Origin of the sequence: Pseudomonas panipatensis (assembly GCF_900099785.1) — a bacterium.
In the GTDB taxonomy this organism is placed as follows: Bacteria; Pseudomonadota; Gammaproteobacteria; order Pseudomonadales; family Pseudomonadaceae; genus Pseudomonas; species Pseudomonas panipatensis.
In genome coordinates this window covers 389,220-412,567 of the sequence record NZ_FNDS01000002.1, presented here as the reverse complement: position 1 = coordinate 412,567, position 23,348 = coordinate 389,220, and the positions used below count along the sequence as shown (strand labels likewise).

General features: G+C 66.0%; 27 protein-coding genes and 1 riboswitch. Of the genes, 15 read left to right on the top strand and 12 right to left on the bottom strand.

Translation table 11 applies throughout. The features are described 5' to 3' along the window. Positions 1-42 precede the first annotated feature (42 nt). Positions 43-231 carry a hypothetical protein gene (locus BLQ74_RS06035; RefSeq protein WP_090261637.1) on the top strand — a complete coding sequence of 63 codons (189 nt, stop codon included), beginning with the start codon at positions 43-45 and terminating at the stop codon, positions 229-231. Here the strand turns inward: BLQ74_RS06035 and gpgF are convergent. From gpgF to upp, 3 genes are all read right to left on the bottom strand, one after another. Continuing rightward, on the bottom strand, positions 228-1,226 hold the full coding sequence (gene gpgF / locus BLQ74_RS06030; protein ID WP_090261636.1) for a glucosaminyl phosphatidylglycerol flippase: 999 nt from the start codon (positions 1,224-1,226) through the stop codon (positions 228-230). The two genes, BLQ74_RS06035 and gpgF, sit on opposite strands and share 4 nt — an antisense overlap. 156 nt (positions 1,227-1,382) lie before the next feature. Further along, positions 1,383-2,672 (bottom strand): uracil-xanthine permease family protein, encoded by a 1,290-nt coding sequence (locus tag BLQ74_RS06025; protein ID WP_090261635.1) that lies wholly within the window; start codon positions 2,670-2,672, stop codon positions 1,383-1,385. Positions 2,673-2,675: 3 nt separating this feature from the next. Beyond that, entirely contained in the window at positions 2,676-3,314 is a 639-nt protein-coding gene (upp, locus tag BLQ74_RS06020; protein ID WP_090261634.1) for a uracil phosphoribosyltransferase, read from the bottom strand. Positions 3,315-3,517: 203 nt separating this feature from the next. Between upp and BLQ74_RS06015 the strand changes: the two genes are divergently transcribed. The 3 genes from BLQ74_RS06015 to BLQ74_RS06005 all read left to right on the top strand — a co-directional run bounded on the left by BLQ74_RS06015 (position 3,518) and on the right by BLQ74_RS06005 (position 6,098). Continuing rightward, entirely contained in the window at positions 3,518-4,075 is a 558-nt protein-coding gene (locus BLQ74_RS06015) for a hypoxanthine-guanine phosphoribosyltransferase (protein WP_090261633.1), read from the top strand. Between the two features lie 3 nt (positions 4,076-4,078). Next, positions 4,079-4,552, top strand: coding sequence for a WbuC family cupin fold metalloprotein (locus tag BLQ74_RS06010; protein WP_090261632.1), 474 nt, complete (start codon positions 4,079-4,081; stop codon positions 4,550-4,552). A 121-nt stretch (positions 4,553-4,673) separates the two neighbouring features. After that, positions 4,674-6,098, top strand: coding sequence for an aldehyde dehydrogenase family protein (locus tag BLQ74_RS06005; protein ID WP_090261631.1), 1,425 nt, complete (start codon positions 4,674-4,676; stop codon positions 6,096-6,098). Here BLQ74_RS06005 and BLQ74_RS06000 read toward each other — a convergent pair. Continuing rightward, on the bottom strand, positions 6,095-7,000 hold the full coding sequence (locus BLQ74_RS06000; RefSeq protein ID WP_090261630.1) for a LysR family transcriptional regulator: 906 nt from the start codon (positions 6,998-7,000) through the stop codon (positions 6,095-6,097). The genes BLQ74_RS06005 and BLQ74_RS06000 overlap by 4 nt on opposite strands. A 144-nt stretch (positions 7,001-7,144) precedes the next feature. On the opposite strand from BLQ74_RS06000, the gene BLQ74_RS05995 reads away from it, so the two are divergent. From BLQ74_RS05995 to BLQ74_RS05985, 3 genes are all read left to right on the top strand, one after another. Further along, positions 7,145-7,630: a hypothetical protein gene (locus tag BLQ74_RS05995; protein WP_090261629.1), complete on the top strand. Its 486-nt coding sequence runs from the start codon at positions 7,145-7,147 to the stop codon at positions 7,628-7,630. Positions 7,631-7,725: 95 nt separating this feature from the next. Then, complete coding sequence (locus tag BLQ74_RS05990) at positions 7,726-8,013, top strand: PA4642 family protein (protein ID WP_090261628.1); 288 nt, start codon at positions 7,726-7,728, stop codon at positions 8,011-8,013. A 122-nt stretch (positions 8,014-8,135) separates the two neighbouring features. Next, positions 8,136-8,537, top strand: coding sequence for a VOC family protein (locus tag BLQ74_RS05985; RefSeq protein WP_090261627.1), 402 nt, complete (start codon positions 8,136-8,138; stop codon positions 8,535-8,537). A 45-nt stretch (positions 8,538-8,582) separates the two neighbouring features. Here the strand turns inward: BLQ74_RS05985 and mqo are convergent, their stop codons facing one another. After that, positions 8,583-10,070, bottom strand: coding sequence for a malate dehydrogenase (quinone) (mqo, locus tag BLQ74_RS05980; protein WP_090261626.1), 1,488 nt, complete (start codon positions 10,068-10,070; stop codon positions 8,583-8,585). 918 nt (positions 10,071-10,988) lie between these two features. On the opposite strand from mqo, the gene BLQ74_RS05975 reads away from it, so the two are divergent. After that, complete coding sequence (locus tag BLQ74_RS05975; protein ID WP_090261625.1) at positions 10,989-11,576, top strand: YajG family lipoprotein; 588 nt, start codon at positions 10,989-10,991, stop codon at positions 11,574-11,576. Between the two features lie 84 nt (positions 11,577-11,660). Here BLQ74_RS05975 and BLQ74_RS05970 read toward each other — a convergent pair whose 3' ends face one another. Continuing rightward, on the bottom strand, positions 11,661-11,867 hold the full coding sequence (locus BLQ74_RS05970) for a hypothetical protein (protein WP_090261624.1): 207 nt from the start codon (positions 11,865-11,867) through the stop codon (positions 11,661-11,663). A 270-nt stretch (positions 11,868-12,137) separates the two neighbouring features. Between BLQ74_RS05970 and BLQ74_RS05965 the strand changes: the two genes are divergently transcribed. Further along, positions 12,138-12,413 carry a hypothetical protein gene (locus BLQ74_RS05965; RefSeq protein WP_090261623.1) on the top strand — a complete coding sequence of 92 codons (276 nt, stop codon included), beginning with the start codon at positions 12,138-12,140 and terminating at the stop codon, positions 12,411-12,413. A 67-nt stretch (positions 12,414-12,480) separates the two neighbouring features. Here BLQ74_RS05965 and BLQ74_RS05960 read toward each other — a convergent pair whose 3' ends face one another. Beyond that, positions 12,481-13,641, bottom strand: coding sequence for a 1-acyl-sn-glycerol-3-phosphate acyltransferase (locus BLQ74_RS05960; RefSeq protein ID WP_090261622.1), 1,161 nt, complete (start codon positions 13,639-13,641; stop codon positions 12,481-12,483). A 136-nt stretch (positions 13,642-13,777) separates the two neighbouring features. Here BLQ74_RS05960 and BLQ74_RS05955 point away from each other — a divergent pair, with 136 nt between their 5' ends. Genes BLQ74_RS05955 through BLQ74_RS05945 form a run of 3 tightly spaced genes read left to right on the top strand, consistent with a single transcriptional unit; the run spans position 13,778 to position 14,862 of the window. Further along, positions 13,778-13,960 (top strand): CPXCG motif-containing cysteine-rich protein, encoded by a 183-nt coding sequence (locus tag BLQ74_RS05955; protein WP_090261621.1) that lies wholly within the window; start codon positions 13,778-13,780, stop codon positions 13,958-13,960. Beyond that, entirely contained in the window at positions 13,960-14,226 is a 267-nt protein-coding gene (locus BLQ74_RS05950; RefSeq protein ID WP_090261620.1) for a putative signal transducing protein, read from the top strand. Before BLQ74_RS05955 ends, BLQ74_RS05950 begins: the two co-directional genes overlap by 1 nt. 18 nt (positions 14,227-14,244) lie before the next feature. After that, positions 14,245-14,862, top strand: coding sequence for an SOS response-associated peptidase (locus tag BLQ74_RS05945; RefSeq protein ID WP_090261619.1), 618 nt, complete (start codon positions 14,245-14,247; stop codon positions 14,860-14,862). Between the two features lie 63 nt (positions 14,863-14,925). Here the strand turns inward: BLQ74_RS05945 and BLQ74_RS05940 are convergent, their stop codons facing one another. After that, positions 14,926-17,067 carry a methyl-accepting chemotaxis protein gene (locus BLQ74_RS05940; RefSeq protein WP_090261618.1) on the bottom strand — a complete coding sequence of 714 codons (2,142 nt, stop codon included), beginning with the start codon at positions 17,065-17,067 and terminating at the stop codon, positions 14,926-14,928. A 177-nt stretch (positions 17,068-17,244) separates the two neighbouring features. Between BLQ74_RS05940 and BLQ74_RS05935 the strand changes: the two genes are divergently transcribed. After that, entirely contained in the window at positions 17,245-18,066 is an 822-nt protein-coding gene (locus tag BLQ74_RS05935; protein ID WP_090261617.1) for a M48 family metallopeptidase, read from the top strand. A gap of 40 nt (positions 18,067-18,106) precedes the next feature. Further along, positions 18,107-19,129 carry an NAD-dependent epimerase/dehydratase family protein gene (locus BLQ74_RS05930; RefSeq protein WP_090261616.1) on the top strand — a complete coding sequence of 341 codons (1,023 nt, stop codon included), beginning with the start codon at positions 18,107-18,109 and terminating at the stop codon, positions 19,127-19,129. Between the two features lie 7 nt (positions 19,130-19,136). Here BLQ74_RS05930 and BLQ74_RS05925 read toward each other — a convergent pair whose 3' ends face one another. The 4 genes from BLQ74_RS05925 to BLQ74_RS05910 all read right to left on the bottom strand — a co-directional run bounded on the left by BLQ74_RS05925 (position 19,137) and on the right by BLQ74_RS05910 (position 22,601). Next, the gene (locus BLQ74_RS05925) at positions 19,137-19,580 is read right to left on the bottom strand and encodes a ketosteroid isomerase-related protein (protein ID WP_090261615.1); all 444 of its coding nucleotides are present in this window, start codon (positions 19,578-19,580) and stop codon (positions 19,137-19,139) included. A 92-nt stretch (positions 19,581-19,672) separates the two neighbouring features. Continuing rightward, positions 19,673-20,251: a TMEM165/GDT1 family protein gene (locus BLQ74_RS05920; RefSeq protein ID WP_090261614.1), complete on the bottom strand. Its 579-nt coding sequence runs from the start codon at positions 20,249-20,251 to the stop codon at positions 19,673-19,675. Positions 20,252-20,361: 110 nt separating this feature from the next. After that, positions 20,362-20,469: riboswitch (yybP-ykoY riboswitch) on the bottom strand. Positions 20,470-20,537: 68 nt separating this feature from the next. Next, positions 20,538-21,536 carry a methyltransferase gene (locus BLQ74_RS05915; protein WP_090261613.1) on the bottom strand — a complete coding sequence of 333 codons (999 nt, stop codon included), beginning with the start codon at positions 21,534-21,536 and terminating at the stop codon, positions 20,538-20,540. 99 nt (positions 21,537-21,635) lie between these two features. Further along, positions 21,636-22,601 (bottom strand): 2-hydroxyacid dehydrogenase, encoded by a 966-nt coding sequence (locus tag BLQ74_RS05910; RefSeq protein WP_090261612.1) that lies wholly within the window; start codon positions 22,599-22,601, stop codon positions 21,636-21,638. 99 nt (positions 22,602-22,700) lie between these two features. Here BLQ74_RS05910 and BLQ74_RS05905 point away from each other — a divergent pair, with 99 nt between their 5' ends. Beyond that, positions 22,701-23,330 (top strand): LysE family transporter, encoded by a 630-nt coding sequence (locus BLQ74_RS05905; protein WP_090261611.1) that lies wholly within the window; start codon positions 22,701-22,703, stop codon positions 23,328-23,330. Positions 23,331-23,348 lie beyond the last annotated feature (18 nt).

Below are 23,348 nucleotides of genomic sequence, written 5' to 3'. Positions count from 1 at the left end.
GGGCCTGTCTGCGCCGTCGAACCCGAGAGGAGGAGATTGCCCATGGCCGACCCGAAACGCCCCGGTACCGCCACCCCGCCGCCCACCCTGGGCGAAGGCTGTACCCATCGTTATGACATCGAAGCATTGAGCGACGAGGACGGCACCGAGTTTCCCGGTGCCGCCGAGCTTTGGCGCGCCTTGCAGGACGCTGAGGCCGCCGCCGCGCCGCCAGCGAAGACGCCCGGCTAGGCGCGCTCGCGCAGGCCGATCAGGCGCCGCAGCAGCGGGCGCCCGGCCATCATGAAGAACACCGGCGCGCCGGCCAGCAGATAGAAGTAGTAGGTCACCACCCGCCAGACCAGGATGGCCGCCGCCGCGGTCGACTTGCCCACCAGCGGGCTGAGCAGCGCCAGCGACGTCAGTTCGGTGCCACCGGCGCCGCCGGGCAGCAGGGTGGCCAGGCCGGCGGCCAGGGACAGCAACTGGATCAGGAAGGTCCAGGCCCAGTGCAGGTCCACGCCCATCGCCTGCAAGGTCATGTAGAGCACGCTGAAGCGCAGCAGCCAGTGGCTGCTGGTGAGCAGGAACACCAGCAGCAGCACGCGTTTCGGCTGGCGCAGGCTGACGACGATGCTGTCGCGGAAGTGCAGCAGCTTGCGTGCCCAGTGCAGGCGCCGCTGCGCCTTTACGCCCAGGCGCGCCAGCAGGCGGCCGTTGCCGCGGATCACCCGGCGCTGGAAGCGCGCCAGCAGCAGCACCCCGGCGAGGATGCCGCCCAGCAGCAGGGCGCTGAGCAGCAGCGAGGATTTCAGGTTCGGGCTCAGGCTGTGCGACAGCGCGTAGCAGAGCACCCCTAGCAGGGCGCAGAGGAAGAACAGCAGGTCGCTCAACTGGTCAACGGCGAAGATCGCGCTGCTCTGTGCCGGGCGCATGCCTCGGCGGGCCAGCAGCGCCATCAGCGTCAGGGGCGCACCGCTACCGCCGGGGGTGGCATAGAAGGCGAACTCCGAGGCCATGACGATGCCGATCGACTGGCGCTGGCTCAATGGGCCGGTGCGTCCGGCGAGGAGCACGCGCAGCTTCTGCGCGTTGATCAGCCAGCAGAGCAGGATCATGCCGAGCATCAGCAGCAGGCTGTCCAACGGGAAGTGCGCGAGTTGTTCGAGCATCGGCCGGCCGCCGAGGATCAGCGGCACCAGCGAGGCACCGAGCAGGGCGATCAACAGCCACCAGGCACGGCTCATCGCGGTGCTCCGTGGCTCGCTGGGCAAGGGCAGGCGGGAATGGAACCATCCTCCGTTTCGCTGCGCGTCCTTATGTGTGGACGCGGGCTCAGGTGTGTTTCTCGGCTCTGCGGCGAGCGCCGAGCAAAGGCGCTCGCCGGCCGCCGGCGCGCTGCGTCAGTCAGCCTTGCGCTCGCTGCTGTCGGCGTCCAGTGCCTTGTTCTGCCAGCCATCTTCGCCGGGCAGGATCAGGTTGAGGACGATGGCGACGATCGCGCAGAGAGCGATGCCTTTCAAACCGAAGTCGTCCGGGCCGGTGCCGGAGCCGATCAGCACGCCACCGATGCCGAACACCAGGGTCACCGAGACGATCACCAGGTTGCGCGCCAGGGACAGATCGACCTTGTGGCGGATCAGGGTGTTCATGCCCACCGAGGCGATGGTGCCGAACAGCAGGCAGAGAATGCCGCCCATCACCGGCACGGGGATGCTCTGCAGGATGGCGCCGAACTTGCCGACGAAGGCCAGGCCGATGGCGAAGGCCGCCGCCCAGGTCATGATCTTCGGGTTGTAGTTCTTGGTCAGCATCACCGCGCCGGTGACTTCGGCGTAGGTGGTGTTCGGCGGGCCGCCGAACAGGCCGGCGGCCGACGTGGCCAGGCCGTCGCCGAGCAGGGTGCGGTGCAGGCCGGGGGTCTTCAGGTAGTTGCGGCCGGTCACGCCGCCCACCGCGATCACCCCGCCGATGTGTTCGATGGCCGGCGCCAGCGCCACCGGCACGATGAACAGGATGGCTTGCCAGTTGAACGCCGGGGCAGTGAACGCAGGCATCGCCAGCCAGGGAGCGGCGGCGATCTTGGCGACGTCGACGACGCCGAAGACGAAGGACAGCGCGTAGCCGACGATCACCCCGGAGATGATCGGCACCAGGCGCAGCATGCCCTTGCCGAACACCGCGACGATCAGCGTGGTGACCAGTGCCGGCATGGAAATCAGCATGGCGGTCTTGTAGGGGATCAGTTCGCTACCGTCACCGGCTTTGCCCATGGCCATGTTGGCGGCGATCGGCGCCATGGCCAGGCCGATGGAAATGATCACCGGGCCGATCACCACCGGCGGCAGCAGGCGGTCGATGAAGCCGGTGCCTTTGATCTTCACCGCCAGCCCGAGGAAGGTGTAGACGAAGCCGGCGGCGACCACGCCGCCCATGGTCGCGGCCAGGCCGAACTGGCCCTTGGCGAGGATGATCGGGGTGATGAAGGCGAAACTGGAGGCGAGGAACACCGGCACCTGGCGTCCGGTCACCAGTTGGAACAGCAGGGTGCCGAAGCCGGCGGTGAACAGCGCCACGTTCGGGTCCAGGCCGGTGATCAGCGGCATCAGCACCAGGGCGCCGAAAGCGACGAACAGCATCTGCGCGCCAGAGATGATCTGGCGCCACAGCGGGTCTTTGAATTCATCGACCATCGCTCAGGTGTCCTTCTGCTTGGTGCCGAAGATCTTGTCACCGGCATCGCCCAGGCCGGGCATGATGTAGCCGTGTTCGTTGAGGCCCTGGTCGATGGAGGCGGTGAAGATCTTCACGTCCGGGTGCGCCTCGTTGACCGCCTTGATGCCTTCCGGCGCGGCGACCAGGACCATGGCGCGGATTTCCTTGCAGCCGGCCTTTTTCAGCAGGTCGATGGTGGCGACCATGGAGCCACCGGTGGCGAGCATCGGGTCGATGATCATCGCCAGGCGCTCATTGATTTCCGGCACCAGTTTTTCCAGGTAGGTGCGCGCCTCCAGGGTTTCCTCGTTGCGCGCGACGCCCACGGCGCTGACCTTGGCCCCGGGGATCAGGCTGAGCACGCCGTCGAGCATGCCGATGCCGGCGCGCAGGATGGGCACCACGGTGATCTTCTTGCCGGAGATCTTCTCGACCTGCACCGGGCCGGCCCAGCCCTGCACTTCGCAGTGTTCGAGCGGCAGGTCCTTGGTCGCCTCGTAGGTCAGCAGGGCGCCGACTTCCTGGGCCAGCTCGCGGAAATTCTTGGTACTGATATCGTGGCGGCGCATCAGCCCGATCTTGTGGCGGATCAGGGGATGGCGAATCTCGAACACGGGCATGGACGGAGTCTCCCAAAGGGCTGGAAAAAAACGCGGTAGCGTAATGCATCTTAGGGGCTGTTGGCACTTTGTCGCGGGCGTGACGAAAGTTAAACGGCGCCTCCCGCCTTGGGCCATGATTGTGGGCGAGTTCTATCCGTCGGTACTTGCCCCTGGGCAGGGGTATGGGTACCTTTGCGCACTTTTTCCGGGAGGCCCCGCAAATGTCCGTCGATCTCGCGCATATCCGCCAAGTCATGGCCGAAGCCGATTGCCTGTACAACGACGCCGAAGTGGAAGCTGCCATCGGCCGTGTCGCCGAGGCGATCAACGGCGAGCTGGCCGAGTCCAATCCGGTGGTGTTCTGCGTGATGAATGGCGGTCTGATCTTTGCCGGCAAGCTGTTGCCGAAGCTGAACTTCCCGTTGGAATTGTCCTATCTGCACGCCACCCGTTACCGCAACGAGACCACCGGCGGCGAACTGTTCTGGAAGGCCAAGCCGGAAATCTCCTTCATCGACCGCGACGTACTGATCATCGACGACATCCTCGACGAAGGGCACACCCTCTCGGCGATCATCGACTTCTGCCGTCACGCCGGTGCCCGCAAAGTGCACACCGCGGTGCTGATCGACAAGGAACATAACCGCAAGGCGAGCCCGGACCTGAAAGCCGACTACGTCGGTCTGTCCTGCATCGACCGCTACATCTTCGGTTACGGCATGGACTACAAGGGCTACTGGCGCAACGCTCCCGGCATCTACGCAGTGAAGGGGCTCTGACGCATGGCCGCGCCGCGCTTCCTCGACCAATCGCTGTTCGCCGAACTGACCGCGAAGGCCGCTGCCAGTCCGCGCCTTCGCCAGCATTACAACCTGCATGAGATGGATGAACCCTGCCATCGCCTGCTCAATGCGCTGCAGCCGGACACCTACATCCAGCCGCACTGCCACCGCGACCCGAGCAAGGCCGAGAGCCTGATCGTGCTCAAGGGCAGCCTGGGCCTGCTGCTTTTCTCCGACAGCGGTGAACTGCTCGCCACTCGCGTGCTTTCGCCGCAGGGCGAGTGCGCCGGCGTCGACCTGCCGCCGGGAACCTTCCATGCGATGGTCGCGCTGGAACCGGACAGCCTGATGTTCGAGGCCAAGGCCGGTCCCTACGAGGCGCTGGCCGATGACGAGCGCGGTGCCTGGGCGCCCCGTGAAGGCGAAGCCGGCGCCGCCGACTACCTGGCCTGGATGCGCGCGCAGTTCGCCTGAGCCCTTGTCCCAGGCATGCATGCATCGATCGCGGTCGATGCATGCATGCCTGAATATGAATTTTTACCGACCAATCCCCTGCCTAATCTTCCGGCCTCGCTGACTCCTTACCGAGGTCCCCATGCCCCACCTGCTGTATATCGATGGCCAGTGGCAGCCCGCCGCCAGTGGCGCCACGCTGTGTCCGATCAATCCCTCCACCCGTGAGCCGCTAGCCGAGGTGGCGGCCGCTGGCGCCGCCGACGTGGCGCGTGCCGTGGCGGCCGCCCAGCGAGCCTTCGCCGACTGGCGGCGGACCAGCGGCGCCGAGCGCGCGGTCTACCTTCGCGGCTTCGCCGAGCAACTGGCGGCGCGCCGCGCGGCACTGGTCGAGCTGCAGATGCGGGCCAGCGGCAAACCGCGCCTGGAGGCAGACATCGACATTGGCGACGCCATCGCCACCTTCGCCTACTACGCCGAGCTGGCCGAAGGCCTGGATGCGCGGCAGAACGCCGAGGTGGCGCTGCCCGACGCGGGCTTCCGCGCGCAGACCCGCTTCGAGCCGGTCGGCGTGGCCGCTCTGATCGTGCCGTGGAACTTCCCGCTGGTGACCAGCGCCTGGAAGGTCGCGCCGGCTCTTGCCGCTGGCTGCACGGTGGTGCTCAAGCCGTCGGAAATCACCCCGCTGATCGAGTTGCTGCTCGGCGAGGTGGCTGACGCCATCGGTCTGCCGGCCGGCGTACTGAACCTGGTGCCGGGGCTGAGCGAGGCTGGCGCCGCCCTTGCCGCGCATCCGGGTATCGCCAAGCTGTCCTTCACCGGCAGCAATGCCGTGGGGCGCAAGGTGATGCAAGCTGCTGCCGAGCGCACTCTGCCGGTCGGTCTGGAACTGGGTGGTAAGTCGCCGATCCTGGTATTCGCCGACAGCGACCTGGATGATGCCGTGCAGTGGATCATCGCCGGCGTCTACTGGAACGCCGGGCAGATGTGTTCGGCCACCTCGCGCCTGCTGGTCGAGGCGTCCATCGCCGATGAGCTGCTGGCGCGCCTGAAAGTGGCGGTCGAAGCGCTGCGCGTCGGCGACCCGCTGGTCGGCGAAACCGACATGGGGCCGATGACCAGCGAGGCGCAGTTCCGCAAGGTGCAGGACTACCTGGCCATCGCCCGCGATGAGCGGCTGGTTTGTTTGACCGGCGGTGAGACCGGCGTCGGCTGGTGCATCCAGCCGACCGTCTATGTCGACGTGCCGCTGGACAGCCGCCTGTGGCGCGAAGAAATCTTCGGGCCGGTGCTCTGCGTGCGCCGTTTCGCCGACGAGGCCGAGGCTTTGCGCCTGGCCAACGACAGCGACTTCGCCCTGGCCGCCAGCGTGGTCAGTGCTGACCTCGAACGTGCCCAGCGCGTGGCCGAGCGGCTGGAGGCCGGACACGTCTGGCTGAACTCGCCGCAGGTGGTGTTCCCGCAGACCTCCTGGGGCGGCGGCAAGCGTAGCGGCATCGGTCGCGAGCTGGGGCCCTGGGGCCTGTCCGCGTTCCTCGACGTCAAGCACATCACCGCGCCACGTTAAGGCGTCGGCACCGCGTGCACGGCACAGAGGTCCTCGACCAACGCTTGCAGGGCCTGGTTGTGCGCCGGCTGGTCGCGCAGCAGCAGGCTGTGGCTGATGCCATAGCCCAGCTGGTCGGCCAGCAACGCGCGCATCCCACCCTGGTCGACCCAGCGCTGGGCATAGTGCGTCGGCAGATACCCCAGGTGGGTGCCGGCGCGCACCGCGTGGACCACCGCCTCCATGTTGCTCGCCAGCGCGGTGCAGCGTTGCGGGTCGGCCGGCAACTGCACATCCGCCTGGGCGTAGCCGTACTGGACCCAGGCGCAGGCTTCGAGGTCGGCTTGTCGCGGCTTGTCGCAGTCGAACAGTGGGTGGCCGCGACCGCAGAACACCGCGACCCGCTCGTCGTACAGCGGGCGGTAGCGCAGGCTGGGCAGTTTTCGCCCGAAACAGGCGATGGCCAGGTGCAGCTCGCCGGTCAGCACCTGGCGTTCCAGCGCGCTGGACGAGTCGATCGACAGATGCAGGCGCACGTCCTGGTCGCGCCGGTTGAAGCGTGCCAGGGCCTCGTGGATACGCGCTTCGGGCAGGGTCGCGATGTTGTCCGCCAGACCGATGCGCAGCTCGCCGACCAGGCGCCCGGCGAGCGACTGCACCTGATCGCGGAAGTCGCCCAGGGCGGCGAACAGCGCCTGGCTGTGCTCCAGCACCCGGCGCCCCTTCTCGGTCAGGCGGAAGCCGCTCTTGCCGCGTTCGCACAAACGGTAGCCAAGGCGGGTTTCCAGGCTGGCGATATGCGTGCTGATGGTCGACTGGCCCATGCCCAGTTCGTCCTGGGCCGCGGAGAACCCCCCGCGGCGCACCACGCTGGCGAAGATGCGCAGAAGACGCAGGTCAAGGTCGGAGACATTGTGCAGCATGGCGGGCTCCGTCATTCGTCAATGGCTATGTGAGTGCGGTAATGCATCGAACTCTATCAATGTGTGGGCGAGGCGACCACGCCGGAGTACGGGGCCGTCCGGGGGCGTGCTAGAGTGCCGGACCTGTCATCCGTGGGGTTCGTCATGTCGGTGCGCAATCTGTTCCTCCCTCTCGCTCTGGCGCTGGCCTGGCCTGCCATCGCCGCCGAGGCGCCGGTGGCCCATGGGCAGTTCCTGCCGCCGGACGAGGCAGGCGTGCGGGTCGATGCGCCGGATCAGCAGCAACTGTTGCAGGTCAGCGAATACAGCGTGGTGCTGGGTAATCAGCGCCAATCGAGCCAGCAGCCGATTCCGATCACCACGCCGGCGTTGCTGCGCCTCAAGGGCAAGCCGCTGAACAAGGGCGGCGAGATCACCCAGGTGCTGATCAGCTTCGACAGCGATGGCAAGAGCCTGAAGAAGCCCAGCTATGACAGTGCCAGCCACACCCTGAACTTGTACTACCCGCTGTCGGCCTATCCGCAATTGCTCGATCTGCTGCGTAACGGACCGGTGTACTGCCAGTTCCTCAGTTACCCCAACGGGCATATCTGGGCCGACCTGCACAGCGGCGCGGTGCGCGTGCGTTGAGCCGGGCGCCGTGGCAGGGTTAAACTGCCGCTTCCGTGGCGGCCGCCCATGCCGGGCTCCAGACCGTCGAGAGATGCCGTAGAGAGAAGCGAGCGATGCGTAAAGACAAGAAGCAGGTGATTGGCGAAGAGATCGGCGACGAGTCGATCAAGCTGTTCCTCGAGGTGGAACCGGCCGACGATACGCCGTCCTCGCTGCACAAGCTGATCAAGGCCTACCGTGGCCTGCGCATCGACGATTTCGAGCGTTTCGTGGGCTTCTTCGTCGAGGCCGGCCTTGACCTCGGTGCCAAGGATGCGAAGGGCCAGGACTTCATCGCCCTGATCCAGGATCAGCGCCTGGCAGAGCCCTATATCGAGGTGGTCAAGGCCGCTCGCGGCTGATCGACCCCGTGCTGAAAAAGCCCGCCTTGTGCGGGCTTTTTCATGGCCGAGGAATGGCCACTGCTCCTTGCTGCGCCGCCTAGACTTCAAGCAAACGACAACGAAGAGGCGAGGACGTAGCCATGCAGGTACAACCCTATCTGTTCTTCCACGGCCAGTGCGATGAGGCCATCGCCTTTTACCAGCAGGCGCTTGGCGCCCAGCTCAACGCTCTGATGCGCTACGAAGAAGCCCCCGGGCCCTTGCCGGTACCCGATGGCTGGGCGGACAAAGTCATGCATGCCAGCCTGCGGATCGGTCAGAGCGAAGTCTTTCTCTCCGATGGCCGGGGCGAGCGGCATGCGCCGTTCTGCGGCGTTTCCCTGTCCTTGACCCTGCATAGCGTGGTGGCGGCGGAAAAGGCCTTTGCTGCCTTGGCCGAAGGAGGGCGCATCGATATGCCCATGGAAAAGACGTTCTGGGCGCAACGCTTCGGCATGCTCAGCGACCGCTTCGGCGTCGGCTGGATGATCAGTTGCCGCTGAAACGAAAAAGCCCGCCGGGAGGCGGGCTTTTTCACTGCGCGTGGATCACTGATCCAGTTGCAGCTTCTGCCAGGTGTAGGCGTTGATTTCGCGGTAGGCCGCGGCATCGGTTTGCAGCTGCTTCTCGCGTGCCGGGAAGATTTCCTTGAGCTTGGCGGTCCACTGTGCCGACTTGTACTGCTCCGGGAAGCAGCGCTCGAGCAGGCCGAGCATGATCGAAACAGTCACGGACGCACCCGGCGAAGCACCGAGCAGGGCGGCGATGGTGCCGTCCGCGGAGGCCACCAGTTCGGTACCGAACTGCAGGATGCCGCCTTTCTTCGGATCCTTCTTGATGATCTGTACGCGCTGGCCAGCGGTTTCCAGACGCCAGTCGGCCGGGTTGGCCTGCGGGTAGAACTTGCGCAGGCTTTCCAGGCGTTGCTCCATGGATTGCATGACTTCGCGCACCAGGTAGCGGGTCAGGTCCATGTTGTCGCGGGCCACCGCCAGCATCGGCAGCAGGTTGCTGGTGCGTACCGACAGCGGCAGGTCGAGGAAGGAACCGTGGCGCAGGAACTTGGTGGAGAAGCCGGCATAGGGTCCGAACAGCAGGGATTTCTTGCCATCCACGACGCGGGTGTCCAGGTGCGGCACGGACATCGGCGGGGCGCCGACTTCGGCCTGGCTGTAGACCTTGGCCTGGTGGTGCTGGACCACCTCGGGGTTGTCGCAACGCAGCCACTGGCCGCTCACCGGGAAACCGCCGAAGCCTTTGCTCTCCGGGATGCCGGACATCTGCAGCAGCGGCAGCGCGCCACCGCCGGCACCGAGGAAGACGAACTTCGCGCGAATCTTGCGCGACTGGCCGTTCTGGGTGTTCTTCACATCGACCAGCCAGGCGTCGCCGTCACGCTCCAGGCCGACCACTTTCTGGAAGTAGCGGACTTCGGTGTTGGCTTGCTTGGCCAGGTGGGTCAGCAACTGGTTGGTCAGGGCACCGAAGTTGACGTCGGTACCGTGCTCGACGCGGGTCGCGGCGATCTGCTCGTCAGCCGGACGGCCCGGCATGGTCAGCGGAGCCCATTCGCCCAACTGGGCGCGGTCCTCGGTGTAGACCATCTTGTCGAAGGCGTGGTGCTTGCTGAGCACTTCGAAGCGCTTCTTCAGGAAGGGCACGTCCTTGCCGCGGACGAAACTCAGGTGCGGTACCGGGTTGATGAAGTTACGCGGCGAGCCGAAGGCGTGCTTGTCGACCAGGTGGGCCCAGAACTGCTTGGACACCTCGAACTGGGCGTTGATCTGCACCGCTTTCTTGATGTCGATCGAGCCGTCGGCGGCTTGCGGGGTGTAGTTCAGCTCGCAGAGGCCGGCGTGGCCGGTACCGGCGTTGTTCCAGGGGTTGGAGCTCTCGATGGCTCCGGATTCCTGCAGTTCGACGATTTCCAGCTTGATGCCGGGTTCGACTTCCTTGAGCAGGGTCGCCAGGGTTGCGCTCATGATGCCGGCGCCAACCAGCAACACATCCATAGCTTCGTAATCGTTCTGCGCCATTAACGCGTCTCCAAAATCATCAGCAGCCAATTGATGACATAGGGCCCTGGCGACGCCTTGGCGTTCGAGCGGGGCAGCCTGGAGTGAGGGAGCGTTTGGCGCTCATCCGGTCACTCTGGGCCGGGGCCGGTATGTCCGATTCTTCGCGACATTCGCGGTCGCGCTGCGCCGGTTGGCGTTGGCGCGACCATTCGCGGATGCCGTTACGACCGAGTTCGGAGGAGGGGAAAACGTACACCTTCGGGCTCGGCGGCTTCACGGCGGGGATCAAGGCATCCGCAAGTGCAACCAGTTCCGTCTCGGATGGGCCCTCAGGCGCCGGTGAGGACGGTTCCGGTGCCGACAAAGCTGTTCAGTGCTGCGGGGTCAGGCGTTAAGGGTGCTTCTACCGACGCAAAACTCTTCATTGCTCGCCACACTCTCGTGAAGTAGTGAAAAACCTTCAAATCACGCTCTTTTGAAGACGTGAAGCTCAAAGGGGGTCGTCGTTGCGGGCGGGTCCTGACTCCGTACGGAGGGGACTCGCGGCATCCATGCCAAAGCGTTCATCGCAACGTCGGTACAAAGCGTGTGGCCAATGGCCGCAGCGCAAGTGGCGACTCTCTATCGAAGGTGTCGGCGGAGGACTGGCGCGAGGCGCTGTCGCCCTACTGAACCCGAGCAGGAGGCGTCCTTATAATCGGGGGGCGATTATAGCGATGAAATGAAAAAAAAGCCCTTGGGCTTAGACTTTTTTACTAGGCCCGATCTCTTGATTTCGTTGCCTCGCGCGTCCTCGACGGGCGTGCTTCGCCTTGGTCGGAGGCGTTGGGGAACCTGAAACAAAGTGCCAGCGTCCAACTGTTTGAGCGCTATCAGGGCGCTCGGCCGACCGTTATACTGCCGGCCATTTCGAGCCCAACCAATGGAGATATGAGCATGCTGCAGCGTCTGTTGCTCAGCCTGATCGCCGCCGGCACCCTGGCCCTGTCCGGCTGCGCCCTCAGCCCGCAACAACTCAATCCGGACCCGGTGTTCAAGGGCCAACCGGTCGCCGTCGGCCAAGGCCAGCCGGTGGTGGTGAAAGTCGTCGATGGTCGTCAGAGCACCGAGCTGGGCACCCGTGGTGGCCTGTACTCGGAAACCAGTTCGATCACCGTGCGCAGCCAGGACGTGATTCCCAAGCTGCAGGCCCAGGCCGAGGTGGCCGTGCGTTTGCTGGGCTTCACGCCGTCGGCGAACGCCTATAACGCGCCGACCCTGACCCTGACGCTGGCCGAGCTGAAGTACCAGGCGCCGAAGGATGGCGTCTACGTGACCGAAGCGACCATTGGCGCGGCCTTCCGTGTCGATGTGCAGACCAGTGCCAACCGTTACACCGGCCGCTACGGCGCGTCCCTGGACCAGCGCTTCGGCATGGCGCCGAACCAGGCGACCAACACCAAGCTGGTCAGCGATGTGCTCAGCGATGCCCTGGACCGGGTATTCAAGGACCCGACCATCGCTCAGACCCTGAACCAGCGTTGAACGAACGACGGTGCGCCCGACTCGGCGCACTGGGTCCCATGAAAAAGCCCGGCGATGCCGGGCTTTTTCATGGGCGCTGGATACTCAGGCGGCCTGATGGAACGGGTCCGTTTCGTAGGCGGGCAGGCGCTCGTGGGTTTCCGGCAGGTCCAGGTGTTCGAGGCCGCTGGCCTGGCAGTAGACCAGCCAGTGGGCGTCCTGGACGTTGAAGGACAGTTCGGTGACGACGGCTTCGATTTCATCCAGGTGTTCGATCAGGTAAGCGTTTTCGTGGGCAACGATCTCGAGCATGGCGAATCTCCAAGGCTGATGGACCGGATGGCGAAATGGGACTAGCCAGTCACATGCCAGGCTGAGAGACACCCTTAGAACTCTTCTCGATAACCCTGACGCCTGTCGTGAATAAGACGACCGCGCTGGCTGCGCATTCCCCTGAGGGGATACAATCCGCCTCGTTTTTTTCAGTCCTATAACGAGCCTCCAGCGGCTCGTCGCATCATGCAGAACTCGGCCTCGGCGTATCTTCGCTATCGGGCGTGCAGTCCTGAAGTGGAGGTAGTGATGTCGCTGCAGGCGCTCTGGAATCTGTTCCAGGCCCATCCCGGTCGGGTCGTCAATGACCTGGCCATGTTCTTCGCCCTGGCAGGTGCCTGGCTGCTGCTGGCCACCCGTCGCCGCGAGCGCCTGGCCCTGGCGCGCCTGGTTGCCGACGGCGAGAGTCAGGCGCTGCCTGAGGTCGGCCATTCGACCGCGCGGGTCAATCGCTTCTTCTATCTGTTCGGTTTTGCCTGCCTGGGGTTGGCGCTGGGCATGAGTTTCTACAGCACCCACCTTTGACTGTGTGCACCGAAGCGATGCAAAAGGGTGCCCATGGGCGCCCTTTTCGTTCATTACCCCTGTCGCTTCAGCCAGCCTGGCGAAGACGGTATTGATTCAACACCGGGTTGGCGTACTGCAGGATCAGATAGGGGCGTTGTTCGCTCGGGCATGCCTGCAGGCGGCGCTGCCATTCTTCGCGGGCCTTCTGCAGTTCCTCGGCGCCGAACAGGCTCTCCGCCGTCGGCACGGCCAGTTCCGGCGCGCGCAGGTCGGACATCTCGTACGCCAGATAATGCACCGGGAACAGCCGGTAGTTGCCGAGGATCTGCCGATCCAGCTCGGCGGCGAGCAACTTGGCGTCGGCGTATTCACCTTCCAGCTCGGCGCCGAAGTTGATGTGCACCCGGCCTTTGTAGCCGGTGATGCCCAGGGCGATGCTGGCGTCGTCCTCGCCCGGCGCCTTGCGGTATTCGCCGGTGCTGGCGCGGGTGTACAGCTCGCGGGCCTTGGCCTGATCGCAAGGGTCGTATTCGTAGCTGATCGACACCGGGATCAGGTGCAGCTCACGGCTCACCTCGGCGAAGGGCTCGTCCTTACGGCTCATGTGGAACATTTTCAGGATCGCCGAATCGGTCCGGTCGTTACCGTCCTTGGCGCGGCCCTCGGCCTGGGCGATCCACACCGACTCGCGATCCTCGCGGATGGAGTGGTTGATGTAGGCCGACAGGGTGTTGTAAGCCGCCAGCTTCTCGCGCCGGCCGCTGATCGAGCGATGCACGATGAAGCTCTTGTTCAGGCGCATCAGGTCGCTGACGAAGGGCCGCTGCAGCAGGTTGTCGCCAATGGCGATGCGCGGGGTCGGCAGCTTGGCGTGGTAGATGGCGTAGTTGCAGAAGGCCGGGTCCATCACGATGTCGCGATGGTTGGCGATGAACAGATAGGCGCGGCCGGGCTTGAGCCGTTCGACGCCGGAGTAGGTGACGCCATCGGTGGCGTGTTCGATGGTCCTGTCGACGTAGGGCTCGAACTTGTCCTGCAGCTGGACCACGCTGCGGATTCCGGTGACTTCACGGGCCAGACGGTGGGCGATCAGCGGCCGCAGCAGCCAGCCGAAGGGGCCGGACAGGCGGGGATAACGATAACGCGCCAGAATGGTAAGGAAGGCGTCGTCACTCAGCAGGCGTTGCAGAACGGCTGGGACTTCGGCGTCGTTGTACGGTCGGATGGCTTCGAACTCGCCCATCATGCTCTCTTGTTCGTGGGTGTAACTGGCGCGGCCGTGCGTCTGGCGCAGGCGCTTCCCCCGGTATGATCAGTCCACGCGCAGTGCGGGGCTGTTTAAAGACCGCGGGAGTATAACGGAAGTCACAGGGGAACCAGCGATGCTCGAAACCCAGGCTTATACCTGCCCTTACTGCGGTGAGCCGGCCGAAGCCGTGCTCGACCTGTCCGGCGGCGACCAGAGCTACTATGAGGATTGCCCGGTCTGTTGCCGGCCGATCCTGTTCCAGCTATCCACCGATGGCGACCAATGGTCGCTGGACGTTCGCCGGGAGGACGATTGATGCTGCGAGTCTACGAACCCGCCGACCTCATCGAGGGCGAGTTGCTGGCGGCCATGCTGGCCAGCGAAGGCATAGTCGCTCACCTGGGCGGTCGTCACTTGCTCGGCGCCGTTGGCGAGTTGCCGATGCAGGGCCTCCTGCAGTTGTGGGTCGGTGATGCCGACGCGCAGCGCGCACGCAGCCTGATCGATGCGTACAATGCGGCGCAACCCTTGCCCGGCCCTGCGGACGATCCGGAGAACGCCACCGGCGTCTTGCTCTGCTGAGCCCCTGCTGGAGCGCCGATGACCGCCCGTTACGCCCTGTTCCGCTGGACTCGCGAAATCGCCGAGCTTCCCGGCTTCCCCAGTGATCTCGCCGCACGCTGGAATATCGCCCCCGGCGCGCAGTTACTCATGCTGCGAGACGACGCCGGCGGGCGTCGCGCCGAGATGGCGCGCTGGGGCCTGACCCCGGCCTGGCTCACCGATCTGTCGCGCACCCCGGCCCATGCACGCGCCGAGACCTTGGGCGAGCAGCCGATGTTTCGCGAGGCCTTCGCCCAGCGTCGCTGCCTGGTACCGGCCAACGGCTTCTATGAATGGCGTGGCGTGCGCAAGCGGCCCTACTGGGTGGCTGGGAGTAGCGGGCTGAGCTATTTCGCGGCTATCTGGGAGGCCTATCCGGTGAGTGGGCATACCTACCTCAGCCTGGCTTTGGTGACCCAGGCGGCCGGCGATATGCGCAGACCCTTGCTGCTGGAAGACGAGGGCGAGCGTGCCCTCTGGCTGGACCCGCAGACTCCGCGCAGCAAGCTGCTCAGCCTGTTGGCTCGGCCTCAGCTACGCCTGCGCGAACAAGCGCTGGCCAGCTTCGTCAACGATCCGACCTGCGACGGCCCGGAGTGCCTGACCCCGGCTTAGCGGTTCGGCGAGGCGCGAAGGGCGAGCCGCGCTCGCCCCCGCTTCCGAGAGTAGACGCCAGCGTCATACCCTGAACTGATTCACCAGTCGCCGCTGCTGCTCGGCCAGCTTGGTCAGCTCGGCGCTGGCTTGCGAGGCCTCGTCGGCACCGCCGGCCACCTGGTTGGCGACCAGGCCGATGTTGGCGACGTTGCGGTTGATGTCCTCGGCCACCGCGCTCTGCTCCTCGGCGGCGCTGGCGATCTGGGTGTTCATGTCGTTGATCACCGAGACCGCCTGAGTGATCGATTCCAGCGCCTGGGCCGCTTCGTTGGCGTGGCGCACGCTGTCGTCGGTCTTCTCCTGGCTGTCCTGCATCACTTGCACCACTTCGCGGGTGCCGTTCTGCAGTTGCTGGATCATCGACTGGATTTCCTGGGTGGCCTGCTGGGTCTTCTGCGCCAGGTTGCGCACCTCGTCGGCGACCACGGCGAAGCCGCGGCCCTGCTCGCCGGCGCGTGCCGCTTCGATGGCGGCGTTGAGCGCCAGCAGGTTGGTCTGTTCGGCGATGCCGCGAATGGCCACCAGGATGGCGTTGATGTTCTCGCTGTCGCGGGCCAGGGTCTGCACCACACTGACGGCGCGACCGATCTCCGTGGCCAGGGCCTGAATCGCCGCCGAGCTGCTTTCGACGATGCGTTTGCCCTGATGTGCCGCCTGGTCGGCGTGGCTGGCGGCTTCCGCCGCGTGGGTGGCGTTGCGCGCCACGTCCTGGGCGGTGGCGGTCATCTCGTGGACGGCAGTGGCCACCAGCTCGATTTCCGCCAGCTGCTTCTGCACGCCCTGGTTGGTGCGAATGGCGATGTCGGCCGTGTGCTCCGACGAATCGCTGACGTGCTGCACCGAGGTCACCACCTGGCCGATCATTCCCTGCAACTTGCCGAGGAAGGTGTTGAAGCCCTTGGCGATCGAGCCCAGCTCGTCGGCCCGGTCGCTGCTCAGGCGGCGGGTCAGGTCGCCTTCGCCCTGGGCGATGTCGTCGAGCATGCCGACCAGTTGGCGCAATGGCCGGGCGATGCCGTGGCCGACCAGCCAGATCACCAGCAGGCCGATGGCGGCGATGAGCAGGCCGACCAGGGTCATGCCCAGGGTGTCGGCGTCGCTCTGTTGCTTGAGTTCGCCCTGCAGTTCTTTCAACTCGCCGAGCACCGCCTGCCGGGGAATTTCCAGCATCAGCGTCCAGCGGGTGCCGGTATCGCCAACGGCGAACGGCAGGAAGAGCACGATGGAGTCGTGGGCGTTGTCCTGGGTGTACAGCGGCTCCTCGCCTTGCAGCTTGCCGAGGCTGGCCGCCTGGGTCGCGTCCAGGACGCTGCTGGCCGGCTCGCCAAGCTTGCTGACGTCCTTGGTGTAGGCCACCAGGCGGCCGTTGCTGGAGATCAGCGCCAGTTCGCCAGCACCGTCGTAGAGGCCGCTGTCGGCGTTCTTCAGCAGGTCCTGGATGAACGCCAGCGAAAGGTCGGCGCCCACCGCGCCACGGAACTGGCCGTTGACCAGGATGGGCGCGTTGAACGAGGACATCATCACCATCTTGCCGCCCATCTCATAGGGCGCCGGGTCGATCACGCAGGGCTTGAGCTTTTCTTTCGGGCACAGGTAGTACTCGCCCTCGCGGACACCGGTGGGCAGCAGCTTCTGACTTTCCAGGGTGTTGCCCATGGCTTCCACGGTGAGGCTGCCGTCGGCCTTGCGGTACCACCAGGGCATGAAGCGTCCGCTGGCGTCGTAACCCTGGCTGGCCTGTCCGGCGTAGAGGCTGTCCTGGCCGGCGAAGGCGTTGGGTTCCCAGCCGGCGAAGGCGTCGAGCAGCTTGGGGTTCTGCGCGACGGTCTGGCGCAGCAGGTTGGACATTTCGCCACGGCTGATGCCCAGGGTCGGCTTGCCATCGGCATCCTTCTGGTCCATCAGCATGTTGGCCTGGGCCAGGCCTTTGACCACCGTCAGCGGGTATTCCAGTTCGCGCTGGATCTGGCTGGCCTGAGCGCGGGCGAGGGCGACCAGGCGTTCGTTGATGACTTTTTCCAGCAGCGCCTGGGTGCGATCCTGCACCAGGGCCTGGGTCCGTCCCCCGGCGAACAGGGCATAGATCACCAGCGCTGCCACCACTGCCAGAACGCTGGCCCCTGCCAGCGCCACCACGGAAAACTGGATCGACTTGAACTTCATGACGAAATACCCGCGCACCAGAGAGGCCTGTTCCGCTGTATCGGCAGCGTTTCGGAAATTCCTTAGGCGGGGCTTGTAATGGGTTGTAACACCTTGTTTTTCGTCCTGTTGCCGGCTTTCCGGGGTCGGCCTACCATGCGCGCTGTCCAAGGGAGAATGAGCCACTGGAGAGCCATCATGTCCCATCCTTTCCGTTACATTGCCCTGGCAGCCGCCCTTTCCCTGGCCGGCTGCCAGCCGGTGAATACCACCAACGGCGGCGCCGTCGGGGTGCAACGTCAGCAATACATGTTCAGCATGCTGTCGAGCCAGCAGGTCGACCAGATGTATGCGCAGTCCTACCAGAAGACCATCGGTGAGGCGACCACGGCCGGCAAGCTGGATAACAACAGCGCCGACGCCAAGCGCGTCAAGGCTATCGCCGCGCGACTGATTCCGCAGACCGGCGCCTTCCGCCAGGACGCGCCAGGCTGGCAATGGCAGGTCAACGTGATCAAGAGCGACGAGCTCAATGCCAACTGCGGCCCGGGCGGCAAGATCATTTTCTACAGCGGCCTGATCGATAAGCTGCAACTGACCGACGATGAGATTGCCGCGGTCATGGGCCACGAGATCGCCCACGCCCTGCGCGAACATGGCCGCGAACAAATGTCGCGGGCCTATGCCGTGCAGATGGGCGAGAGCCTCGGCGGCGCGCTGCTCGGCCTGGGGCAGGGCGGCATGCAGCTGGCCGACCAGGTGGTGCAATACAGCCTGACCCTGCCCAACAGCCGGGAGAACGAGAACGAAGCCGATCTCATCGGCCTGGAATTGGCCGCCCGCGCCGGCTATAACCCCAATGCCGCGCTGACCTTGTGGCAGAAGATGGGGCAGGCCGGTGGCGACGCGCCGCCGGAGATTCTCAGCACCCACCCGGCGGACAGCACGCGCATGGCCAACCTGCAGGCCGCCATTCCCAAGGTGATGCCGCTTTACGAGCAGGCCAAGGGGCGCAATTGAGCCGCGCGCGCGACGCCGGTTCGAATGCCGTCGTGCCGGCCTGGCGACAGGCCGGCTTGTCCATCACCAGGGAGCGCCAGTGAAAATCGCAGTACTCGGAGCCACCGGGCTCCTCGGCCACCATGCCGCTCGCGCCATCAAGGCCGCCGGACACCAACTGGTGCTGATCCATCGTCCCTCCTCGCAGATCCAGCGCCTGGCCTACCTGGAACCGGAATGCCGGGTCGCCGAGTTGTTCGATTATCGCGGCCTGGAACGAGCGCTGAGTGGCCTGGACGGGGTGATTTTCAGCGCCGGCTATTACCCGGTGCGCCCGCGCCGCTGGCAGGAGGAGGTGGCCAGCGCGCTGGACCAGACCAACCACTTCTATGCCGCCTGCCAGCACAACAAGGTGCCGCGCATTCTCTATGTCGGTTCGGCGTTCGCCATGCCCATGCACCCGCAGGGCCTGCCCGGGCACGAGGGGCTGTTCTACGAGGGGCTCCCCACCGGCAAGAGCGCCTATGTGATGTGCAAATGGGCGCTGGACGAACAGGCGCGGGAGCAAGCCCGTGGCGGCCTGCCGGTGGTGATCGGGATTCCCGGCATGGCGCTCGGCGAGTTGGACATAGGCCCGACCACCGGACGCCTGATCACCGCCATCGGGCGTGGCGAGATGTCTCTCTATGTGCCGGGGCGGCGCAATGTGATCGATGCCGGCGAAGCCGGGCGTGGCCTGCTGCTGGCGCTGGAGCGAGGACGGGTGGGCGAGCGCTACCTGTTCACCGGGCACAACGTCGAAATGGCCGAACTGACCGCCACCATCGCGCGCCTGCTGGGCAAGCCGGCGCCCGCGCCCATGCCGTTGCACCGCGCGCGCGCCCTGGCGACGCTGGGGCGCTGGCGTTACCGCTTGACCGGCAAGCTGCCGTTGCTGGACGACACCGCCATCGAAGTGATGGCCGGCGGACAATTCCTCGACGGCCACAAGGCCCGCGAGGAACTCGGTTTCGAGAACCGCGTGGCGCTGGAAGATACCTTGCAGCGGGCCATCGCCTGGTTCCGCGCCAACGGCTACCTGTAGCGGCCGCTCACGGCAGGGCCTGCTCGGCGAAGGGGCGGTTCTGCAGGCCCATCTGGGTGCGAAAGCTCTCCATGTCGAACAAGGTACAGAGTTCCTGTACCTGGTCCTGGCTGTTGAACACCCAGAAGGCCATGGCCGGGATGCTCAGCACCTTGTCGCTGGCCGGGTAACCCAGGGCCGGCTGAGCGATGCTGCCGATCAGGGTGCTCCAAGTGAACACCTTGCGCCCTTCGGCGATGCATTCCTCGACCACCACCTGCAGGTCTGGCATGGCCGCGCGGATGTCCTCTACCAGTCGGCGGTAGCCGGCGCTGTCCAAGGGGTGTGCGGTGAAGGTGCTCTTGTAGAGAAAGTCGGCGCTGTGCAGTTGTTCGGCCAGCGCCAGGCGACCTCTGTTCCAGGTCAGGTCGATGTGCCGGTGCGCCAGGCGTTTCAGGTCCTTGTCGGTCATGGCTGCTTCCTTTCAGCGGGAGACAGCCATGACTCTAGACGCGCGCACCCAGGCGCACATTGGCCGTCATGCCGACGGCCGGCGCGACTTTGTCAGAACAGCCCGTTGAGTTTCGCCGCGTGCCAGGCGGCGGCCAGGCCGAGCACGGCGAAGGCGCTGGCGGCCAGGCGGCGGATCAGCACCAGCGGCAGGCGTTCCGCGGCGAAGTTGCCGGCCAGTACCACGGGCACGTTAGCCAGCAGCATGCCAATGGTGGTGCCCATCACGACCAGCCAGAAGTGCGGGTACTGCGCGGCCAGCATCACGGTGGCGACCTGGGTCTTGTCGCCCATCTCGGCGAGGAAGAAGGCGATCAGGGTGGTGAGGAAGGGGCCGAACTTCTTCAGACCGCCTTCGTCGTCGTCGAGCTTGTCCGGCACCAGGGTCCAGGCCGCCACGGCGAGGAAGGAGGCCGCGAGCAACCAGCTCAGGGTGGCTTCGGAGAAGAAGGTGGAGACCCATTTGCCCACGGCGCCGGCGGCGAAGTGGTTGGCCAGGGTCGCGGCGATGATGCCGCCGATGATCGGCCAGGGCTTGCGGAAACGCGCGGCAAGGACGAGGGCGAGCAGTTGCGTCTTGTCGCCGATTTCGGCGAGGGCAACCACCAGGATGGGGACGAACAGGGATTCCATCAGGCTTCCTAAGGGGCGGGTCGACTCATCACCATGACACGCGCCATCTGCCCGCCCCGGGTCAGATCGCTCGTGTCATAGGTCTTGTCAAACCCTGGGCCGCTGGCGCGGGCCCGGGTCGCACGCGCCATGGTCTGCGGACCAAGTGTGTTGACGCGTGCCGGGCGAGGGTGCCGGACGGCGCCACTCGCGGGAGACTACTCCCCTAGGACGGGGCGCATTCTGCCCAAGTCCCGGAGCGTCGGCAAGCCTGGGCTCAATCGACGTCGCGGCGGGGCGCCGGCGTTCAGCGCCGCTTGGCGCTGTAGATGCGGAAGCCGTCGGCTTCGGCGAGGGTCCGGCAGGCGCCGAGGTGTTCCTCGATCAGCGGCGGGTATTTGAGGAAGCTGTTGGCCACCAGGCGCAGTTCACCGCCGCCATCGAGGTGCCGGGCGGCTTCGCGCAGGAGCTGTTCGGTGGCCTGGTAGCTGGTGTGCACGCCCTGGTGGAAGGGCGGGTTGCTGACGATGGCGGCCAGCGCCGAGGGCGCCGCGTCGATACCGTCGCCGGCGCAGACCTCGGCCTCCAGGCCATTGGCGGCCAGGGTCAGGCGGCTGCTGGCCACCGCGAAGGCGTCGACGTCGAGCAGCGTCAGGCGGCTATCCGGGTAGCGCCGTTTCAGGCTGGCGCCGAGCACCCCGGCGCCGCAGCCGAAGTCCAGCAGGTGGCCGCTGGGCAGTCCGTCGAGGTGTTCCAGCAGCAGCGCGCTGCCGCGATCCAGGCGGCCGTGGGCAAAGACGCCAGGCAGGCTGACGACCTGCAGCGGGCCATCGCTCAGTGGCAGCTCGTAGCGTTGTGCCAGGGCCAGCAGATCCGGCGTCGCCGGTGCCACGTCGATCGGGCAATGCCAGAGCTGGCAGTGCCGCGCGCTGTCCAGTTTGCCGGTCTTGCCGAAGGCCGCCAGTTGCTTGCTGGCGCGTTCGACCCCGGCGCGTTTCTCGCCGACCAGGTACAACTGGCCATGGGGCACGCGGCTGGCCAGCGCGGCGAACAGGTAATCAGTCAGCTCGCGGGATTTCGGCAGGAACAGCACGGCGGCGTCGAACGTGCCGGCCGGCGGCTCGACGCCGAAGTGCGTGCGGCCGGGAAAGCGCGTCTGCAACTGGCTCTGCTCGCCAGCGTGCCAGCTCCAGCCCTGGGCGTGCGGCAGTTCGCCGAGCAGGCCGTCGGCCGGCAGACCGGCGAGCAACACGCGGCCGGAAAAACGCTCGGCCTGGCGGAGCAGAACTTCGCTGCAAGGGTCCATGGCGCCTCTGGACATGGGGGCTCCTCGAAAAAAGGGTGCAAGCTTAGCAGGCTTGCCCGCGCGCTTCCCGCCCGACTGCCGTGCGGCGCCGGGCTGCGCTCAGGCGTTGACCACCCGCAGCGCCTGGCCGGCGAAGAATGCCACGGCATTTTCCGCGACCTGGGCGACGATGCGCTGGCGTGCTTCGCGGCTGCCCCAGGCATTGTGCGGGGTGACGATCAGTCGCGGGATGTCGGCGGCCAGCAGCGGGTTGCCGTCCTTCGGCGGTTCGACGCTGAGCACATCGGTGGCGGCGCCGCCCAGGTGGCCGCGGCGCAGGGTATCGGCCAGCGCCTGTTCGTCGATCAGGCCGCCGCGCGCGGTGTTGATGAGGAAGGCGCCGGGCTTCATCAGGTCCAGCTCGCGCTGGCCGAGCATGCCACGGGTCTGCTCGTTCAGTGGGCAGTGCAGGCTGAGGGCATCGACTTGCGGCAGCAACTGCTCCAGCGGCAGGCGCTCGGGACGCGCCGGACGGCCAGGCAGTTGGCCGAGCAGCACGCGCATGCCGAAGGCTTCGGCCAGGCGGCCGACGGCGCTGCCCAGCTCGCCGTGGCCGAGCAGGCCGAGGGTCTTACCCTCCAGTTCGACGATGGGGAAGTCGAGCAGGCAGAACTGCGTGGCCTGCTGCCAGCGTCCGGCGCGCACCGCTGCCTGATAGTCGGGCAGCCGGGTGGCCAGGGCCAGCAGCAGGAGGATGGCGTGCTGCGCCACCGAGGCGGTGCCATAGCCCTGGCAGTTGCACACGCGGATGCCACGGGCGCGGGCGGCGGCCAGGTCGACGTTGTTGGTGCCGGTGGCAGTGACCAGGATCAGCTTCAGGTTCGGACATTGCGCCAGGGTGGCGGCGTCGATCGGCGCCTTGTTGCTGATCGCCACGCTGGCGCCGCGCAGACGCGCAGCGATCTCGTCCGTGGCGCTGGCGGCGTGCAGGGTCAGTTCGCCGAACACCTCGCGCAGCGGTTGCAGGTCGAGGTCGCCGAGGTCGAGGGAGGCGGTGTCGAGGAAGACGGCGCGGGAGCTGTTCATCGGTGGCTGTACCTTTTGCAGTGCGGCTAAATGCGGATAATCGTGACAGGCGTAAGGTTGTCAGCCTAACGGTTTTCGCTGAAGAGGAGGGGAGTGGGTATGTACTGGGCGGAGTTTCTTACGGTGGCGCTGATCCACCTGCTGGCAGTGGCCAGCCCGGGGCCGGATTTCGCCGTGGTGGTGCGCGAAAGCGTGAGCCACGGGCGTCGTGCCGGAACCTGGACGGCTTTGGGTGTCGGCTGCGCGATCTCCATCCATGTCACCTATTCGCTGCTCGGCATCGGGCTGATCGTTTCGCAGTCGATCATGCTGTTCAACAGCCTCAAGTGGCTGGCTGCCGCCTATCTTTTCTACATCGGCATCAAGGCCCTGCGCGCCAGGCCGGCAGCGGCGGGCAGCGACGAGATGGCGCCGGCTCCGGCACTGCGGACGCCGCGTGGCGCCTTCGTCGCCGGCTTCGTCACCAATGGCCTGAATCCCAAGGCGACCTTGTTCTTCCTGTCGCTGTTCACCGTGGTGATCAACCCGCATACGCCGCTGCTGGTGCAGGCCGGCTATGGCGTCTACCTGGCGTGCGCCACGGCCGCCTGGTTCTGCCTGGTCGCGCTGCTGTTCAGCCAGCAGCGCGTGCGTGCCGGCTTCGCCCGCATGGGCCACTGGTTCGATCGGGTGATGGGCGTGGTGCTGGTGGGCCTGGGGATCAAGCTGGCGTTCACCGAGTTGCGCTGAGGCGCGCCCGTCGCCGCT

Coding starts and splice junctions, on each gene's coding strand:
- BLQ74_RS06010 (WP_090261632.1), top strand. CDS start 4,079: ATGGCCGCGCCGCGCTTCCTCGACCAATCGCTGTTCGCCGAACTGACC.
- BLQ74_RS05965 (WP_090261623.1), top strand. CDS start 12,138: ATGTCGCTGCAGGCGCTCTGGAATCTGTTCCAGGCCCATCCCGGTCGG.
- BLQ74_RS06015 (WP_090261633.1), top strand. CDS start 3,518: ATGTCCGTCGATCTCGCGCATATCCGCCAAGTCATGGCCGAAGCCGAT.
- BLQ74_RS05960 (WP_090261622.1), bottom strand. CDS start 13,641: ATGATGGGCGAGTTCGAAGCCATCCGACCGTACAACGACGCCGAAGTC.
- BLQ74_RS06000 (WP_090261630.1), bottom strand. CDS start 7,000: ATGCTGCACAATGTCTCCGACCTTGACCTGCGTCTTCTGCGCATCTTC.
- gpgF (WP_090261636.1), bottom strand. CDS start 1,226: ATGAGCCGTGCCTGGTGGCTGTTGATCGCCCTGCTCGGTGCCTCGCTG.
- BLQ74_RS05905 (WP_090261611.1), top strand. CDS start 22,701: ATGTACTGGGCGGAGTTTCTTACGGTGGCGCTGATCCACCTGCTGGCA.
- upp (WP_090261634.1), bottom strand. CDS start 3,314: ATGCCCGTGTTCGAGATTCGCCATCCCCTGATCCGCCACAAGATCGGG.
- BLQ74_RS05940 (WP_090261618.1), bottom strand. CDS start 17,067: ATGAAGTTCAAGTCGATCCAGTTTTCCGTGGTGGCGCTGGCAGGGGCC.
- mqo (WP_090261626.1), bottom strand. CDS start 10,070: ATGGCGCAGAACGATTACGAAGCTATGGATGTGTTGCTGGTTGGCGCC.
- BLQ74_RS05955 (WP_090261621.1), top strand. CDS start 13,778: ATGCTCGAAACCCAGGCTTATACCTGCCCTTACTGCGGTGAGCCGGCC.
- BLQ74_RS06005 (WP_090261631.1), top strand. CDS start 4,674: ATGCCCCACCTGCTGTATATCGATGGCCAGTGGCAGCCCGCCGCCAGT.
- BLQ74_RS05970 (WP_090261624.1), bottom strand. CDS start 11,867: ATGCTCGAGATCGTTGCCCACGAAAACGCTTACCTGATCGAACACCTG.
- BLQ74_RS05985 (WP_090261627.1), top strand. CDS start 8,136: ATGCAGGTACAACCCTATCTGTTCTTCCACGGCCAGTGCGATGAGGCC.
- BLQ74_RS05975 (WP_090261625.1), top strand. CDS start 10,989: ATGCTGCAGCGTCTGTTGCTCAGCCTGATCGCCGCCGGCACCCTGGCC.
- BLQ74_RS05925 (WP_090261615.1), bottom strand. CDS start 19,580: ATGACCGACAAGGACCTGAAACGCCTGGCGCACCGGCACATCGACCTG.
- BLQ74_RS05945 (WP_090261619.1), top strand. CDS start 14,245: ATGACCGCCCGTTACGCCCTGTTCCGCTGGACTCGCGAAATCGCCGAG.
- BLQ74_RS05915 (WP_090261613.1), bottom strand. CDS start 21,536: ATGGACCCTTGCAGCGAAGTTCTGCTCCGCCAGGCCGAGCGTTTTTCC.
- BLQ74_RS05935 (WP_090261617.1), top strand. CDS start 17,245: ATGTCCCATCCTTTCCGTTACATTGCCCTGGCAGCCGCCCTTTCCCTG.
- BLQ74_RS06025 (WP_090261635.1), bottom strand. CDS start 2,672: ATGGTCGATGAATTCAAAGACCCGCTGTGGCGCCAGATCATCTCTGGC.
- BLQ74_RS05995 (WP_090261629.1), top strand. CDS start 7,145: ATGTCGGTGCGCAATCTGTTCCTCCCTCTCGCTCTGGCGCTGGCCTGG.
- BLQ74_RS05910 (WP_090261612.1), bottom strand. CDS start 22,601: ATGAACAGCTCCCGCGCCGTCTTCCTCGACACCGCCTCCCTCGACCTC.
- BLQ74_RS06035 (WP_090261637.1), top strand. CDS start 43: ATGGCCGACCCGAAACGCCCCGGTACCGCCACCCCGCCGCCCACCCTG.
- BLQ74_RS05950 (WP_090261620.1), top strand. CDS start 13,960: ATGCTGCGAGTCTACGAACCCGCCGACCTCATCGAGGGCGAGTTGCTG.
- BLQ74_RS05990 (WP_090261628.1), top strand. CDS start 7,726: ATGCGTAAAGACAAGAAGCAGGTGATTGGCGAAGAGATCGGCGACGAG.
- BLQ74_RS05920 (WP_090261614.1), bottom strand. CDS start 20,251: ATGGAATCCCTGTTCGTCCCCATCCTGGTGGTTGCCCTCGCCGAAATC.